The sequence below is a fragment of the Amycolatopsis panacis genome (assembly GCF_003600245.1).
Lineage (GTDB): Bacteria > Actinomycetota > Actinomycetes > Mycobacteriales > Pseudonocardiaceae > Amycolatopsis > Amycolatopsis sulphurea.
The window spans coordinates 1-14,025 of sequence record NZ_QZFV01000001.1 but is presented as its reverse complement, the minus strand read 5'-3'; the positions used below and the strand labels follow the sequence as shown (position 1 = coordinate 14,025).

Annotated in this window: 15 protein-coding genes; 9 read left to right on the top strand and 6 right to left on the bottom strand. The window is 71.5% G+C overall.

Translation table 11 applies throughout. The features are described from left to right. Nucleotides 1-258: 258 nt before the first annotated feature. Nucleotides 259-528 carry a hypothetical protein gene (locus tag D5S19_RS00085; RefSeq protein ID WP_120021278.1) on the top strand — a complete coding sequence of 90 codons (270 nt, stop codon included), beginning with the start codon at nt 259-261 and terminating at the stop codon, nt 526-528. A 31-nt stretch (nt 529-559) separates the two neighbouring features. Here D5S19_RS00085 and ligD read toward each other — a convergent pair whose 3' ends face one another. The 3 genes from ligD to D5S19_RS00065 all read right to left on the bottom strand — a co-directional run bounded on the left by ligD (nt 560) and on the right by D5S19_RS00065 (nt 4,095). Then, complete coding sequence (gene ligD / locus D5S19_RS00080; protein WP_120021277.1) at nt 560-1,570, bottom strand: non-homologous end-joining DNA ligase; 1,011 nt, start codon at nt 1,568-1,570, stop codon at nt 560-562. Next, nucleotides 1,567-2,883: an ATP-dependent DNA ligase gene (locus D5S19_RS32655; RefSeq protein ID WP_233573622.1), complete on the bottom strand. Its 1,317-nt coding sequence runs from the start codon at nt 2,881-2,883 to the stop codon at nt 1,567-1,569. Before D5S19_RS32655 ends, ligD begins: the two co-directional genes overlap by 4 nt. 69 nt (nt 2,884-2,952) lie before the next feature. Beyond that, nucleotides 2,953-4,095 (bottom strand): DUF1015 family protein, encoded by a 1,143-nt coding sequence (locus tag D5S19_RS00065; RefSeq protein WP_120021276.1) that lies wholly within the window; start codon nt 4,093-4,095, stop codon nt 2,953-2,955. A 61-nt stretch (nt 4,096-4,156) separates the two neighbouring features. Here D5S19_RS00065 and D5S19_RS00060 point away from each other — a divergent pair, with 61 nt between their 5' ends. Then, a complete protein-coding gene (locus D5S19_RS00060) occupies nt 4,157-5,737 on the top strand; it encodes an MDR family MFS transporter (protein WP_233573621.1) in 1,581 nt (526 codons plus the stop codon). 11 nt (nt 5,738-5,748) lie between these two features. On the opposite strand, the gene D5S19_RS00055 is transcribed toward D5S19_RS00060, so the two are convergent. After that, nucleotides 5,749-6,207 (bottom strand): MarR family winged helix-turn-helix transcriptional regulator, encoded by a 459-nt coding sequence (locus D5S19_RS00055; protein WP_120021274.1) that lies wholly within the window; start codon nt 6,205-6,207, stop codon nt 5,749-5,751. 130 nt (nt 6,208-6,337) lie between these two features. Between D5S19_RS00055 and D5S19_RS00050 the strand changes: the two genes are divergently transcribed. The 6 genes from D5S19_RS00050 (at nt 6,338) to D5S19_RS00025 (ending at nt 10,090) form a co-directional block, all read left to right on the top strand. After that, nucleotides 6,338-6,730 carry a DUF5313 family protein gene (locus tag D5S19_RS00050; protein WP_120021273.1) on the top strand — a complete coding sequence of 131 codons (393 nt, stop codon included), beginning with the start codon at nt 6,338-6,340 and terminating at the stop codon, nt 6,728-6,730. A 12-nt stretch (nt 6,731-6,742) separates the two neighbouring features. Continuing rightward, nucleotides 6,743-7,711, top strand: a complete 969-nt coding sequence (locus D5S19_RS00045) for an RluA family pseudouridine synthase (RefSeq protein ID WP_120021272.1) — start codon at nt 6,743-6,745, stop codon at nt 7,709-7,711. Nucleotides 7,712-7,785: 74 nt separating this feature from the next. Next, a complete protein-coding gene (locus D5S19_RS00040) occupies nt 7,786-8,364 on the top strand; it encodes an ArsR/SmtB family transcription factor (RefSeq protein ID WP_120021271.1) in 579 nt (192 codons plus the stop codon). 76 nt (nt 8,365-8,440) lie between these two features. Further along, nucleotides 8,441-8,932: a DUF2975 domain-containing protein gene (locus tag D5S19_RS00035; protein ID WP_120021270.1), complete on the top strand. Its 492-nt coding sequence runs from the start codon at nt 8,441-8,443 to the stop codon at nt 8,930-8,932. Continuing rightward, nucleotides 8,932-9,156, top strand: a complete 225-nt coding sequence (locus tag D5S19_RS00030; RefSeq protein ID WP_120021269.1) for a helix-turn-helix domain-containing protein — start codon at nt 8,932-8,934, stop codon at nt 9,154-9,156. The genes D5S19_RS00035 and D5S19_RS00030 overlap by 1 nt, the downstream gene beginning before the upstream one ends. 106 nt (nt 9,157-9,262) lie before the next feature. Then, nucleotides 9,263-10,090 carry an LLM class flavin-dependent oxidoreductase gene (locus tag D5S19_RS00025; RefSeq protein WP_120021268.1) on the top strand — a complete coding sequence of 276 codons (828 nt, stop codon included), beginning with the start codon at nt 9,263-9,265 and terminating at the stop codon, nt 10,088-10,090. Nucleotides 10,091-10,220: 130 nt separating this feature from the next. Here D5S19_RS00025 and D5S19_RS00020 read toward each other — a convergent pair whose 3' ends face one another. Beyond that, on the bottom strand, nt 10,221-10,784 hold the full coding sequence (locus D5S19_RS00020) for a dihydrofolate reductase family protein (protein WP_120021267.1): 564 nt from the start codon (nt 10,782-10,784) through the stop codon (nt 10,221-10,223). A gap of 85 nt (nt 10,785-10,869) precedes the next feature. Then, nucleotides 10,870-12,147 (bottom strand): cytochrome P450, encoded by a 1,278-nt coding sequence (locus tag D5S19_RS00015; protein ID WP_199730226.1) that lies wholly within the window; start codon nt 12,145-12,147, stop codon nt 10,870-10,872. Nucleotides 12,148-12,749: 602 nt separating this feature from the next. Between D5S19_RS00015 and D5S19_RS00005 the strand changes: the two genes are divergently transcribed. Continuing rightward, the gene (locus tag D5S19_RS00005) at nt 12,750-13,817 is read left to right on the top strand and encodes a J domain-containing protein (protein WP_120021265.1); all 1,068 of its coding nucleotides are present in this window, start codon (nt 12,750-12,752) and stop codon (nt 13,815-13,817) included. The last annotated feature ends 208 nt before the right edge of the window (nt 13,818-14,025 follow it).

Sequence of the window (14,025 nt, the reverse complement as noted above, 5' to 3'; positions counted from 1 at the left end):
CGTGGCGTGCGCCGGACCGGTTTCGGGTCCGTGAAGGGACCCTTCACGGACTCTGAGTCCGTGAAGGGTCCCTTCACGGACCTCCACACCTACTTTGCCGACACCCTGGACCCTGGGGCTGTGAAGGTGCCCTTCACAGCCTTGGATCCGGGGGGGTCGACGCGCCGAGGGAGGGGAAACGCGGCGTGGAGGGCGGTCACCGGCGCACGATGGGGGTGCGCGCAGAACTCGAACCGGTCTCCCCGGAGGAGGAGTTCCATGGTGGAGGCGAGCACGGCCCGGTGGTACCTCGTCGGCGCGCTGCCCGAGGAGCACCCGGTCGCCCATCTGATGACCCGCTCCGACGACCTGCGCTACCGCCGGTCCGCGTGCGGCGCGCGGGATTCGCGCAGCTGGACCCCGATCGACCTGACGGCGCCGGGCACCGGCCACCTCAGCCCGTGCCCGGCGTGCGCGGCCACGCTGTCCGGCGCGCCCGCTCCGTCCGGCGGGCTGGAGCAGCTGGCGTTCGACCTGCCGCTGGGCTGATGCGACCTGCAGCAGGGGCGCGGAAACCCGTCTACGGCTTGGGTTCCTTCTTCGCCCGGCTCGGCGCGACCCGCGGCGGCTCGTTCGGCATCTTCGGGTACACCGGCGGCCACGGCGCGTCCATCAGGCCATTCGCCAGATCCGCGGCCGACATCTCCAGCAGCGGTTCGATCGACTGTGGACGGTCGTTCGCCCCGGCCCACGGGTCGCCGCGCTCGGCGAGCCGCGCCGGGACGGTGGCCAGCGTCAGCGTGTCCGGGTCGACGGTCGCGAGCTCGTCCCAGCCGATCGGGGTGGACACCTGGCCGCCCGCGCGGGGACGCACGCACCAGGCACCGAACACGGTCTTGTGCGGCGCGTTCTGGTTGAAGTCGACGAACACCCGGCTGCCGCGTTCCTCTTTCCACCACTGCGCGGTGATCAGGTCCGGATGCCGCCGCTCCAGCGCACGGGCGAGCGCGACGGCCGCGGCCCGGACCTGGTAGCCGTCCCACCGCGGTTCGAGGATGGCGTACAGATGCAGACCGCGGGAGCCGGACGTCTTCACCTGTGCCTCGATGCCAAGCCTGATAAGGAATTCACGGACCAGCACCGCCGCCTCGCGCAGTTCGGCGAACCCGATGCCGGGCGACGGGTCGAGGTCGATCCGCAGCTCGTCGGCGATGTCCGGGGAGTCCGCGCGGTTCGGCCAGACGTGGAAACCGAGGCAGCCCTGGTTGACAGCCCACAGCACGTGCGCGAGGTCGACCGCGACCAGCGCGTCACTGGTCGTGCCGTTCGGCGTGGACACCACGGTCGTCCTCAGCCAGGACGGCGCCGTTTTCGGCACGCGCTTCTGGAACCACGATTTCCCGCCCGCCCCGTCCGGATAACGCTCCAGCAGCAACGGACGGCCGCCGAGCCGGGCGAGCAGCGGACCGGCCACGGCCTGGTAGTAGCGGACCAGGTCCAGCTTCGTCTCCCCACGCTCGGGGAAGTAGACCTTGTCCGGGCTGGAGATGGTCAGCTCGACCCCGTCGAGTTCCAGTGCCACCCCGGTCATTTCGCCTCCCCGAACAGGTCCGCCAGCTCGGCGGGCGGCGCTTCGGCCAGCTGGGCGTAGGTGCAGGACTCCGGATCCCGGTCGGGCCGGAACCGGACCAGCCGCCCGCCGTGCCGGAACCGGCCGCCCTGCAGGTGCTCGTACCGCACTTCGGCCACCCGCTCCGGACGCAGCGGCTCCCAGCTGAGGTCCTTGCCCGGCGCCCACCGGCTGCTCGCGCCGGGTCGCCGCACGGTTTCCGCCCGGTCCGCCGAGGTGTCCCGTCCCGCGGTTCCGTCCCGCTCCGCCGAGGTGCCGTCCATGGCGGCGGCAGTTCCCTCTGACGACGTGTCTTCCGTCGCGGCGGTGTCGCTCTCCGCCGAGGCGCCTTCCCCTGCCGCCGCGGTATCCCGCTCCGTCGAGGTGCCTTTCCCCGGCGCCGCATCCGTCGATGCGTTCGCCGAGGCATCCTCCGTCGAGGTGTTCTCCCCCGCGCCTTGCCATTCCGCCCAGCTGCGCCACGGATGCCCGTCCAGCGCGTTCTCCCGCCACGGCGCCAGTTCCGCCACCAGCTCGCCGCGCCGGGCCTTGGTGAAGCTGCTGGCGACGCCGACGTGGTGCAGCGTCCCGGTGTCGTCGTACAGGCCGAGCAGCAGCGAGCCGACGCCCTGGCCGTCCTTGTGCCAGCGGAATCCGGCGATGACGCAGTCCGCGGTGCGCTCGTGCTTGACTTTCCACATCACCCGGCGGTCCTGTTCGTAGGGCTGGTCCGCGGGTTTGGCCATCACGCCGTCGAATCCGGCGCCCTCGAACCGGGTGAACCAGTCGTGGGCGACGTCCGGATCGGTGGTCAGCGGGGTCAGGTGCACCCGCCGCAATCCGGCCTCGGGCGCGCTGCCGAGGATTCCCTCCAGCAGCTCCCGCCGCCGGGCGAACGGTTCCCCGGTGAGGTCGTCGTCGCCGAGGGCGAGCAGATCGAAGGCGACGAAGCTGGCGGGCGTCTCGGCGGCGAGCTTGCGCACCCGGCTGGCCGCCGGGTGCAGCCGCAGCTGCAACGCCCCGAAGTCCAGCCCGCGCGAAGTGACCAGCACGATCTCCCCGTCCACCACGCACCGCGTCGGCAACGCCTCGCGCAGCAGCCCGGTCAGCTCCGGGAAGTAGCGGGTGAGCGGCCGGTCGTTGCGGGAGCCCAGCTCGACCTCGTCGCCGTCACGGAACACCACGCAGCGGAACCCGTCCCACTTGGGCTCGTACCGCAGCCCGGCCGCACGCGGCACTTCGCGCACGGCTTTGGCGAGCATCGGCCGCACCGGCGGCATCACAGGCAGCTGCACACCCGCGATCCTAAGCCGGACGGGCGCTCACCTGCAGCGTTTTCCCTCCGGCCGGGTGGGCCACCGGGATCACAGATCGGCCAGCACCAGGCCACCGCGGGGTTTCGGGGTGAAGTACGTGGCCTTGCGCGGCATCCGCCGCCCGGCCGCGTGCACCGCGCGGACCGTCGCGAACGGCACCGGGGCCAGCTGCACCACGGCGTCGGCCTCCTCGGGCACCGGGCGCCCCGCCATCAGCGGACGCAGGTGCGGTCCGTCCACGGGCAGCCCCAGCGCCTCGGCGAACAGCACCCGCTCCACCACTTCGTGGTCGATCACCAGCGGGTCGCCGTTCGGGAGCCGCACGTGCAGGACCGTTTCCCCGGCCAGGACGACCGCGGTACCCGGGACCCGCGGCGGCGTGCGGTCCGCCGAGGACGTGACGGTGAGCCCGGCTTCCTGCCAGGCCTTGGCCAGCTGGTCGGCGGTGAACCCGGTGCCGGTGAGCACCCGGTGGATCGGCCCGATCTCCAGCCGTGGCCCCGCGGTGATCAGGGCCAGCAGCGAACCGGTGGCCTCCGCGGCGGCGACCCGGTGGTTGCCGTCCGCGACCAGGAGGTCCGCCGCGGAAGCCGCCTGCAGCAAGTGTTCCTGCACGGGTCCGGAGGGCACCGCCCACACCTCGTGCACCCGTCCGGCGTGGTCCACGGTGCACACGTCGGGGCGGCCGACGGCGGCAGCGTCGACCGCCTCTGTGAGCGCGACGCCGTCGTTCACCGGGACCAGCAACGCGGCGCTGGTCGCGCAGCCCAGCCCGCTGAGCACGGCCGCCCGTTCCGCGACCACCTCCGGGTAGACCTCTTCGGTGTGCCGCACGTGCGCGATGCCCGCGTTGAGCCCGCGGACGTCGACCAGGCATTGCAGCCCGGACACCGTGCCCCCGTCGATCCGGTACACGGCCACGAATCCGTTCAGTGAGCGGTAATGCTCGGCGCGCAGCCGGGCGAGCATCGCGCGCGCCTGCGGCATCGCGGCCACCGGGTCCAGCCCCAAGGCCAGCGCGGCCGGGGTGCGCGCCGGATGCTGCGCGGCCAGCAGGGTGTCCCCTGCTCCGGCCGGGGAGGCGAGTGCCGCGGTCACCGCGTCCGGTTCGGCGAATTCGTCGACGTCCGGGCCCGGCACTTCGCCGCGCACCACCCACCCGCGGCGGATCGGCCGCACCCACGTGTCCATGCCCCCATCATGGCGGGCGAGCACCGCACAATCATCCTGCCCCGGGGCGGCTCTGGGGGGAATGCCAGCCGCCGCGGCGGAGTTGTCGCCGGACATGGGTTCCCCGGAGATCACCTCGACCCCTGCCGGTCCGGCCGGCCGCAAGAGCGCCGTCGGCCTGCGCTCGACGCGCGGCCCGGTGCTGATCGCGGTGATGCTGTCCACCGGGCTGGTCGCGCTCGACAGCACGATCATCGCCACGGCGGTGCCCTCGGTGGTCCGCGATCTGGGCGGTTTTTCGCAGTTCCCCTGGCTGTTCTCGGTCTATCTGCTGACGCAGGCGGTGACCGTGCCGCTGTACGGGAAGTTCGCCGACGTGCTGGGCCGCCGCCCGGTGATGTTCTTCGGCATCGCGGTGTTCCTGCTCGGTTCGGTGCTGTGCGGCGTGGCATGGAGCATGCCGGTGCTGATCGCCGCCCGCGCCGTGCAGGGCATCGGGGCGGGCGCCGTGCAGCCGATGAGCATGACGATGATCGGTGATCTCTACACCGTCGAAGAGCGCGCCCGGGTGCAGGGTTACGTCGCCGGGGTGTGGGCGGTCGCCTCGGTGATCGGCCCGGCTCTCGGCGGGGTGTTCTCCGAGTACCTCAGCTGGCGCTGGATCTTCTTCGTCAACCTGCCGCTCGGCGCGGTCGCCGCATGGATGCTGTACCGCAAGTTCGCCGAGCGCGTCGAACGCACCCGCCACCGTGTCGACTATCGCGGCGCAGCGTTGCTCACCGTCGGCTGCACGCTGCTCATCCTGGCGCTGCTGGAAGGCGGCGTGGCATGGAGCTGGGCCTCGGTGCCGAGCGTCGCCGCATTCACGCTGGCGGTCGTGCTGCTGGTCGCGTTCGTCTTGGTGGAACGGCGTGCCGCGGAACCGGTGCTGCCGCTGTGGGTGTTCACCCGGCGGACGCTCGTCGGCGGCAACCTGGTGGCGCTCGTGGTGGGCGCGGTACTGCTGGGACTCAGCTCGTTCCTGCCCACCTACGCGGAGGGCGTACTCGGCACCGACGCGCTGACCGCGGGGTTCGCGCTCGCCGCGCTCACCATCGGCTGGCCGATCGCGGCGTCGGTGTCCGGGCGCATCTACCTGCGGATCGGGTTCCGCGACACGGCGTTGATCGGCAGTGGCTTCACGGTCGCCGGCGCGGTGCTGACCGCTTCGCTCGGCCCGTCGTCGCCGGTGTGGGAGGCGGCGGGCTCGGCCTTCGTCCTCGGCATCGGGCTCGGCTTCATGTCCAGCCCCACCGTCGTCGCGGTGCAGTCCACAGTCGGCTGGGAACGGCGAGGCGTGGTCACGGCGACCAACATGTTCAGCCGTTCGCTCGGCAGCGCGGTCGGCACCGCGGTGTTCGGCGCGATCGCCAACGCCACCCTCGCGTCGCGGTTCGCGGACGCGCCCCGGGACGTGGCCGGGCATCTGCCTTCCGGGGTCGACGCGACCAGCCGCATACTGGGCGGGACCCCCGATGACTCCGCGACCGGGAGGTATGTGCGGGACTCGCTGGGCGTCGCCACGCACTACGTCTTCCTCGCGATCGTGTGCGTGGCCGCGATCGGTGTGGTCGCGCTGATCCTGATGCCCCAGCGGACCCAGCCGTTGACCTTCCTGGACTGACGGCGGTCGTCTCAGCCGTTCGACCCCGCCGCGGTCGCCTCGATGACCCGGCCGAGCGCGGCGTGCAGCGCCTCCAGCTCGGCGACCTCCATCCCGAGCGTTTCCACCACGCGGTACGGGATCTTCTCGGCCTCGGCCCGCAACGCGCGCCCCTCGCCGGTGAGGTCCACGGTCAGCTGCCGTTCATCGGCACGGCTGCGGCCACGGGTCACGTACCCGATCGCCTCCAGCCGCTTGAGCAGCGGCGACAGCGTGGCCGGCTCGTGCCGCAACGCCGCACCCAGGTCTTTCACCGAGCGGGGTGCCTTCTCCCACAACGCCAGCATCACCAGGTATTGCGGATGCGTGAGCCCGTACGGCTCCAGCAGCGGCCGGTAGATCGCGATCACGCTGCGCGAAGCGACCGAGAGCGCGAAGCACACCTGACGGTCGAGCTTCAGCGGATCCTCGCCCAGGTCGATCTCGGCCACCCGTCCTCCTCCTGCCACCGGGACGCCCACCCTAGCGCGCCCCGCCCGCGGTCTTCGCCACACTAATAGTTAGTGTACTAATCATTAGGGTACGCTCGCCGTCAGGCTCGGCAGAGGTGGAGGAGACCCGATGGACCGTCCCGGAGTGTTCCGCTGGTTCCGGTACGCGGCAGGCGGACGGCTGCCCGAGCGTTACCACGACTGGCTGCTGCACGACACCACGTCGAAGCACTGGAAGGCCCGGCACGTGCTGCGCAGCAGCGTGGGCATCGCGCCGCTGTGCCTGGCCTGGCTGCTGCTGCCGGCACCGCTCCCGCTGCGGCTGGCGATCGTGCTGATGGCCGCACTCGTGGCGTACTTCTACTCCTGCGCGTACATGGAGGAGAGCATCGACCATCGGTTGTCCCGCAACGGTTTCCCGCCCGGCACCGGCAAGCGGATCCGCCGCGAGAAGGCCGCCGAAGCCGATGCCGAGGCGACCGCCCGGTACATCGCGACCTACCGGCAGCAGCCCGGTGACTAGACTCGGGAGCCGATGAGACGCAAGCTCCCGCCCCCGATCCCGCCGCGGCACGGCCTCGAACCCGCGCGCCTGCGGCTACCGGACGAGGGCCCGTGGACCAGCCTGCTCGACCACCTCGTGCATCGGCTGCCCCGGGTCACCCCGGAGCGGATCGAGCAGATGCTGCGCGAGGAGCGGATCCACGGCGCACACGGGCCGCTGGGCGTGGACACCCCGTTCGAACCGGGCACCTTCATCTGGTTCCACCGCGATCTGCCGGACGAGGTGCCGGTGCCGTTCGAGGTGACCGTGCTGCACCGCGACGAGCATCTGCTGGTCGTGGACAAACCGCACTTCCTCGCCACCATCCCGCGCGGACGGCACGTGCTGGAGACCGCTTTGGTGCGGTTGCGCCGCGATCTCGGCTTGCCCGCGCTGTCCCCCGCGCACCGGCTGGACCGGGTCACCGCCGGGCTGGTGCTGTTCGTGATCACCCCGTCCGCGCGCGGGGCGTACCAGACGATGTTCCGGGATCGCCTGGTACACAAGGAATACGAGGCGATCGCGCGGTACGAACCGGGGCTTTCGCTGCCCCGCACGGTGCACAGCCGGATCATCAAGGAGCGCGGCGTGCTGGCTGCCCAAGAGGTGGCCGGACCGCCGAACGCGGAGTCCACTGTGGAGCTTCTGGAGCACCGCGACGGACTCGGCCGGTATCGGCTGCAGCCCGCCACCGGACGCACACACCAGCTCCGCGTACACCTGAGCGCGCTGGGAATCCCCATCCTCGGCGACGATTTCTACCCGCAGCTACGGGAAAAGCCCCTGGACGACTTCACGAAACCGTTGCAGCTGCTGGCCAAAGTGCTCGAATTCACCGACCCGCTGACCGGCGAGCACCGCCGGTTCACCAGCCGCAGGCGACTGTCCGCCTGGGATTCCCTGGACGAGTGGGCGGCGCGGCCGAGGTCGGCTCCGGTACCTGACACCGCCCGGACCTAGCACCACTGCGGTGAGACCGGCCCGTTCTCTCGTCGCCCCTTGACGACTTTGTTTGTCACTGCTTGGCTCGAACCATGCGTGACGTCGAAGTGATCGAGGACCCGGCCACCGCGGCGACCGCACTGGATCCGGTCCGGGCCCGGCTGCTCGCGGCGCTGACCGAACCGGCCTCCGCCGCCGCGCTCGCCGCCCGCGTCGGCCTGACCAGGCAGAAAGTGCACTATCACCTGCGGGCCCTGGAATCGCACGGCCTGGTCGAGCCGGCCGGCACGCGGCAGTGGGGCGGGCTCACCGAACGGCTCTTCGCCGCGACCGCGGCCGGCTACCTCGTCTCCCCCGCCGCCCTCGGCGCCGCGGCCGCGTCCCCGGCGAAGACGGACCGGCTGTCCTCCGGCTATCTGCTGGCCGTCGCCGGACGGATCCTGCGCGAGGTCTCCGGGCTCGCCCGCCGGGCCGCGCGGGCCGGGAAACCCCTGTCGACCCTGACCGTGGACGCGGAGATCTCCTTCCGCTCGGCACGCGAACGAGCGGCCTTCACCCACGAGCTGAGCACCCTGGTGACCGACCTCGTTTCGCGCTACCACGACGAATCCGCCCCGGACGCCCGCGCACACCGGCTCGTCGTGGTGGCCCATCCGAAGCCCGCGGAGTGACGTCCGCCGAGCAAATGCCTTCCCATATCTATCGAGTTACGATAGATTTCCATCGCAACTCGATGGAGGGCGGATCATGGGCAAGCTGACCGTGCAGGCGCTACGCGTCGTGCTGGTGCTGATACTCACCGGCACCGTGTTCGTGCAGGCGTTGATGGCGTGGACGTTGATCAGCGGGAACGACCCGGAGGACGGATCGCTTCCGCTGACCCCGCTGCGCCTGATCACGATCCTCGGCCTGGTGACGGTCGAAGTCACCCTGGTCTGCGTATGGCGGCTGGTGACCATGGTGCGGCGCGGAACCGTGTTCTCCCCCGCAGCCTTCCGGTACGTGGACATCGTGATCGGCGCGATCGTGGCGGCTGCGCTGGTGTGGTTCGCGGTCACGGCCGTCAACGCGCCGGGTCAGCGGGACGACCCTGGCGTCACCCTGATCATGGGCGGGATCGGCGTGGCCATCCTGGGGGTCGCGCTCATCGTGCTCGTCCTGCGGATGCTGCTCGCCCAAGCGGTCGCGCGCGACGGCGATGCGGCGCGGATGCGCGCGGAACTGGACGAGGTGATCTGATGCCGATCGCGGTCGACATCGACGTGATGCTGGCCCGGCGGAAGATGTCCGTGGGCGAACTCGCGGACCGCGTCGGGATCACGCCGGCCAACCTGGCGGTGCTGAAGAACGGCCGCGCCAAGGCGGTGCGGTTCGCGACGCTCGCCGCGCTCTGCGAGGTGCTCGACTGTCAGCCGGGCGACCTGCTGCGCTGGGAAGCCGAGGAGGCACCACGCTCAGCCTGAGCCGGGCGCCGAGTTGTTGCCGTGTCGTGTCGAATGCACTGTGGCTCGTTCGACGAAGCTAGGAGAGGCCGGCACCACGCCGGGCCGCAAGGGAAGGGGCTTCACCATGACGGGTAACTCGACGCGCCAGGTCAGGCCGTTGCGGTTCGGGGTCGTCGCGCCGATCACCGATGGCCTGCCGGCGTGGCGTGATCAGCTCCGTGGGCTGGCCGACAGCGGTTACTCGACGATCTTGATGCCCGATGTGCCGCAGTGGCAGCCGGCACCGGGTCCGGCGCTCGCCGTGGCGGCCACGGTCACCGGACTGCGCGTGGGGACTTGGGTATACGCATCCCCGGTGCGGCCCGCGTGGATCACCGCTTGGGAGGCGCACTCGCTGTCCGTGCTCACCGAGGGCCGGTTCGAGATGGGCATCGGCACCGGCCGGCCCGGGATCGCCGGGCAGCTCCGTGAGCTGGGTCTGCCGGTCACCCCGGTGGGCCGGCGGCCGGGCCAGGTGCGTGACATCGTCGCCGCCCTGCGCCACCTCGACGGCCCGGACCGGCACACCCCGGTGGTCATGGTCGTGGGCGGCCCGAAGGCGCAGGCGCTCGCCACGGAACTCGCCGACACGGTGACTTTCGTGATGCCCCAGATCGAAACGCGGGCCACGACAATGCAACGGGTACAACGCTTCGAGAACCCTCGCGGTGCGGAACTGGCGCTGCACGTGCCGGTGGTCGGCGATTCGGTCGCCCCGTTCATGGCCGGTCCCGACACCGACCCTGCCGCCGTCCGGGCCGCGGACTCGCTGGCGTTCCTGCCCAGCGATCCCTCCGCCGCTGCCGAGGAGATCCAGCGGCGACGCGAGGAATGCGGCTTCTCCTACTTCGTGGTCGGTGCCGAGGCCGCCGCTACCCTCGCCCCCACCGTCGCCGACCTAGCCGGACGATGAAGGCTGTGAAGGGACCCTTCACAGACTCAGAGTCCGTGAAGGGTCCCTTCACGGACCTCTACACCGACTTTGCCGGAACCCTGGCCCCAGAGTCCGTGAAGGTGGCCTTCACAGCATTGCCGGCGGGAACTCAGCGACGGGTCTCGTAGCGGGTCAGCAGCACGCCGTCGGGGAACGTCCGGGTCTCGACCAGGGTCAGGTTCACCCAGTTGTCCAGGGCCGTGAAGAAGGGGGTGCCGCCGCCCACCAGGACCGGCGCGGTGGCCAGTATGTACTCGTCAATCAGCCCGGCTCGCATCGCCGCCGCGGCGAGGGTGGCACCGCCGATGTCGAGGGGGCCGCCGTCCTCGGCCTTGAGACGGGTGATCTCGGCGACCGCGTCGCCGGTGACCAGGCGGGCGTTCCCGTCGACCGTGCCGATCGTGGAGGAGAACACCGCCTTCGGCATGTCCAGCCAGCGCCGGGCGAACTCGATCTCCGCCGGGGTGACGCCGGGCTGCTGGGCGGCGGTCGGCCAGTGGGAATTCATCGTCTCCCACAGTTTGCGCCCGTACAGCGCCAGGCCGGTCTCCGCGACCCGGTCCGACCACCATTGGAACAGCTCGTCGCTGGGCACGCTCCAGCCGATGTCGTCACCGGGCGCGGCGATGTAGCCGTCCAGGCTCAGGTTCATGCCGAAGGTCAGTTTCCGCATGGCGGCGGCCTCCTGTGAGTCGGTAGTGCGCGTACAGCACACCACGGCGCGGAAGAATCCGCGGTCAGGTCAGGCCGGGACGCCCTTACCTGACCAGGACCGGCAGCGAATCGAGCCCGTACACGATCGAGACCTTCCGGAACTCCAGGTCCTGCGGGGCCACCGCCAGGCGCAGGTCCGGGAAACGCCGGACCAGGGCGGGGTAGGCCGCGCGCAGCTCCATCCGGGCCAGCTCGGCGCCGATGCAGCGGTGGATGCCGTAGCCGAAGGCCAGGTGCGAGGTCGGCTCGCGGGCCGGGTCGAAGCGGTCCAGGTCACCCGAGCCCAGGGAGCGGTCGCGGTCGGCGACCGAGAGGGACACCAGCACGATGTCGCCCTCGCCGATGTGGGCGCCGGCGATCTCCATGTCCTGCTTGGCGAAACGCGGGAAGGCCATCTGCACCACGGTCAGGTACCGCAGCAGCTCCTCCACGAACTTGTGCACCGACTCCTCGTCGCCGCGGACGGCTTCGAAGGCGGCCGGGTCGCGCAGGACCACCAGCGCGCCCAGCGCGAGCATGCTGGCGGTGGTCTCCAGGCCGCCGGTCAGCACGCCGTCGGCGAGGCCGGCCAGCTCCTCGTCGGAGATCTCGTCGCCGTGGTCCTTGATCAGCATGCCGAGCAGGCCGTCGCCGGGCTCGGCACGCTGCTTCTTCACGATCTCGCGCAGGTAGGCCAGCGATTCGGAGATCGCGCCGAGTGACGCGCCCGCGCCGCTGAACAAGTCGAACCGCGCGGTGCTCAGCCGCTGGAAGTCCGCACGGTCCGCATAGGACACTCCGAGCAGCTCGCAGATGGTCAGCGACGGGATGGGCAGCGCGAACGCTTCCCACAGGTCCACCGGCCCGTCGGCGGCGGCCATCGCGTCCAGCTGCTCGGCCACGATCTCGTCGATCCGCGGGGTCAGCCGGGACAGCCGCCGCATGGTGAACTCCGGCGTGAGCAGCTTGCGCAGCCGGGTGTGCACCGGCGGATCGGCGAACCCGAGCCCGCCCGGATCCTGGTCCTCGGTGACCCCGGCGGCGCCGACCAGGTTGGTGAAGTCGTTGCTGAACTCGGTGACCTTGCCGAGGACGGCCTTGGCCTCCTCGTACCCGGTGACCAGCCAGGCGTTCATGCCGAAGGGCAGGTCCAGCTTGCTGATCGGCGCCTCTTCCCGGCGGCGGCCCAGCTCGGGCACCGGGTCCAGGCCTTCCCGGCGCAACGGCATCAGCGCGGCGTCCGGCAGCAGCGCCATCTTCTCGAGGTTGAAGCCGCGCTTCTGCTGGCGTGCAAGGTACCGGCGGCCGGCCCAGGCGAGGACACGCGAACGGAGACTCCCCATGGCCGCGACCCTACCGCACCCTCCTTGACCACCTGCCAGCGGCGGAGGCCCTGGTCACGCGGGTGCGGAACGCCACCGACCGGTCTCGCTCGGACTGCCGTGCCACGGTGCGGGCACCGGCGATCGTCTGGGTGATCGCGTTCCCGTCCCGGTCCCCTTCAGAGACGGCGGCTTCCCGGCCGATTCCGCCACGTGGCGAGGTAATCGCCGCGCCGGTGATCTTCGCGGGCTGCCACGTCGAAGGACACCCGAAACGGCCGCGGAGGCGATCGGTGCACGGGATCGGGCACCGCCGAACGCCGTATGCCCCCCTGCGGTGCGAGCGGATAATGCAGCCGTGGCAGGAAGAACAGCGGAAGCGCGGTGTGGTCCGGCGCAACCGTGGGGATGGTCGGCGGCACCACGCCTCCGGCCCGGCAGGCTCGCCACGGCGCTGGTGGCGAACCTCCTCGCAACTCCGGGAGCCTGAAAACGATTCCCCCGGGTGTTGCGCCGGAAAGCCTTACCAGAGTTCACTCCGGCGCGCGGCGGAGGTGGGTGGTCCGCGGGTTCGGCGACCCCATATCGTTGCCCCGGCAGCCCGGCGGAGGTGGAACGCGAACGTGCCCGACTACTACGCGGTGCTCGGCGTGGGGAAGACGGCGTCGGCCCCGGAGATCAAGGCGGCGTACCGGCGGCTGGCGAAGGCGCGCCATCCGGACGCCGGGGGCAGCGCCGCGACTTTCCAGCTGCTGGGCGAAGCCTACGAAACGCTCGGGGATCCGGGTCGCCGTGCGCTCTACGACGCGGCGGCGCTCACAGTGCGCGCGCGGCGGCGGTTCAGCGAGGAGCCGGGCTTCGTGCCGGAGCCGCCGGAGACGGCACCCGAGGACCTGGCCTGGTGGGGGGTCGCCGGCGAGGATTCGCGGATGCGGCACGGCAGGCGGCGCAGCCCGGGCCACACGCCGGTGGTGGCCGCGGTCGCCGGGCTGGTCCTGGTGCTGCTGCCGCTGCTGACCGGCGTCGAGTTCACCGCCCCGGTGCTGATCGTGTGGCTGACGCTGACCGCGGGGACCGCGCTGCTGGTGCAGCGGCTGGCCCGCGGGTTCCTCCGCGCCCGCCGCGCCCAGCACGAGTACGCCGGGGAGTTCGGCGGCACCACGGTGTTCGGCAGTCCGGGCACCGAGGCCGACGAGCTGGCCGAACGGCTCACCGCAGAGCTGCTGGAACGCTACCTGACCCGATTTCCCGGCGCGCGGATCTTCCACGGGCTGGCGTGGCCGGGTTCGGTGTTCGCGGACGTGGACCACGCCGTTCTCTGCGGACGGCGGCTGGTGCTGATCGAATCCAAGCAGTGGCTCCCAGGGCACTACGAGACCGCCGAGGACGGGCGGCTGCTGCGCAACGGCCGGCTGTTCCGCGGCGGCGGCAGCCGGTTGCCGGAAAGCCTTGACCGGTACCGCGATCTGCTCCCCGGCATCGCGCTGCGCGGGGCGATGATCCTTTATCCCAGCCGAGAGGGCGAGCTGAGCACCGCGGCCCCGGACGGCGAACCCGCGCCGCCGCTGACCCCGGTGCAGTTCCTGCACGAGATCGGCGGCTGGCTGTCCGCCGAACCGTCCACTGTGGACCACGAGACGCTGCGGGCGCTGACCGGGCTGGTCACCGGACAGCCCGAGCGGACAGCCTGACCGCCTCCGGCGCCCCGCACCCCCGCCGCCCCGCCCCGCCCCGCGGAGGGTCCGTGAAGGGCACCTTCACGGACGCAGAGTCCAGGGCCCCGGCAAAGTTGGTCGGGGGCCCGGCAGCGGGCGATGCGGAGGTGTGTGCGACCACCTCGTGGCGTGCGCCGGACCGGTTTCGGGTCCGTGAAGGGACCCTTCACAGACTCAGAGTCCG

Excerpts from the sequence above, each read along its gene's own strand:
- D5S19_RS00025 (WP_120021268.1), top strand. The coding sequence starts at position 9,263 with ATGACGGGTAACTCGACGCGCCAGGTCAGGCCGTTGCGGTTCGGGGTC.
- D5S19_RS00085 (WP_120021278.1), top strand. The coding sequence starts at position 259 with ATGGTGGAGGCGAGCACGGCCCGGTGGTACCTCGTCGGCGCGCTGCCC.
- D5S19_RS00035 (WP_120021270.1), top strand. The coding sequence starts at position 8,441 with ATGGGCAAGCTGACCGTGCAGGCGCTACGCGTCGTGCTGGTGCTGATA.
- D5S19_RS00060 (WP_233573621.1), top strand. The coding sequence starts at position 4,157 with ATGCCAGCCGCCGCGGCGGAGTTGTCGCCGGACATGGGTTCCCCGGAG.
- D5S19_RS00045 (WP_120021272.1), top strand. The coding sequence starts at position 6,743 with ATGAGACGCAAGCTCCCGCCCCCGATCCCGCCGCGGCACGGCCTCGAA.
- D5S19_RS00030 (WP_120021269.1), top strand. The coding sequence starts at position 8,932 with ATGCCGATCGCGGTCGACATCGACGTGATGCTGGCCCGGCGGAAGATG.
- ligD (WP_120021277.1), bottom strand. The coding sequence starts at position 1,570 with ATGACCGGGGTGGCACTGGAACTCGACGGGGTCGAGCTGACCATCTCC.
- D5S19_RS00040 (WP_120021271.1), top strand. The coding sequence starts at position 7,786 with ATGCGTGACGTCGAAGTGATCGAGGACCCGGCCACCGCGGCGACCGCA.
- D5S19_RS00015 (WP_199730226.1), bottom strand. The coding sequence starts at position 12,147 with ATGGGGAGTCTCCGTTCGCGTGTCCTCGCCTGGGCCGGCCGCCGGTAC.
- D5S19_RS00050 (WP_120021273.1), top strand. The coding sequence starts at position 6,338 with ATGGACCGTCCCGGAGTGTTCCGCTGGTTCCGGTACGCGGCAGGCGGA.
- D5S19_RS00065 (WP_120021276.1), bottom strand. The coding sequence starts at position 4,095 with ATGGACACGTGGGTGCGGCCGATCCGCCGCGGGTGGGTGGTGCGCGGC.
- D5S19_RS00020 (WP_120021267.1), bottom strand. The coding sequence starts at position 10,784 with ATGCGGAAACTGACCTTCGGCATGAACCTGAGCCTGGACGGCTACATC.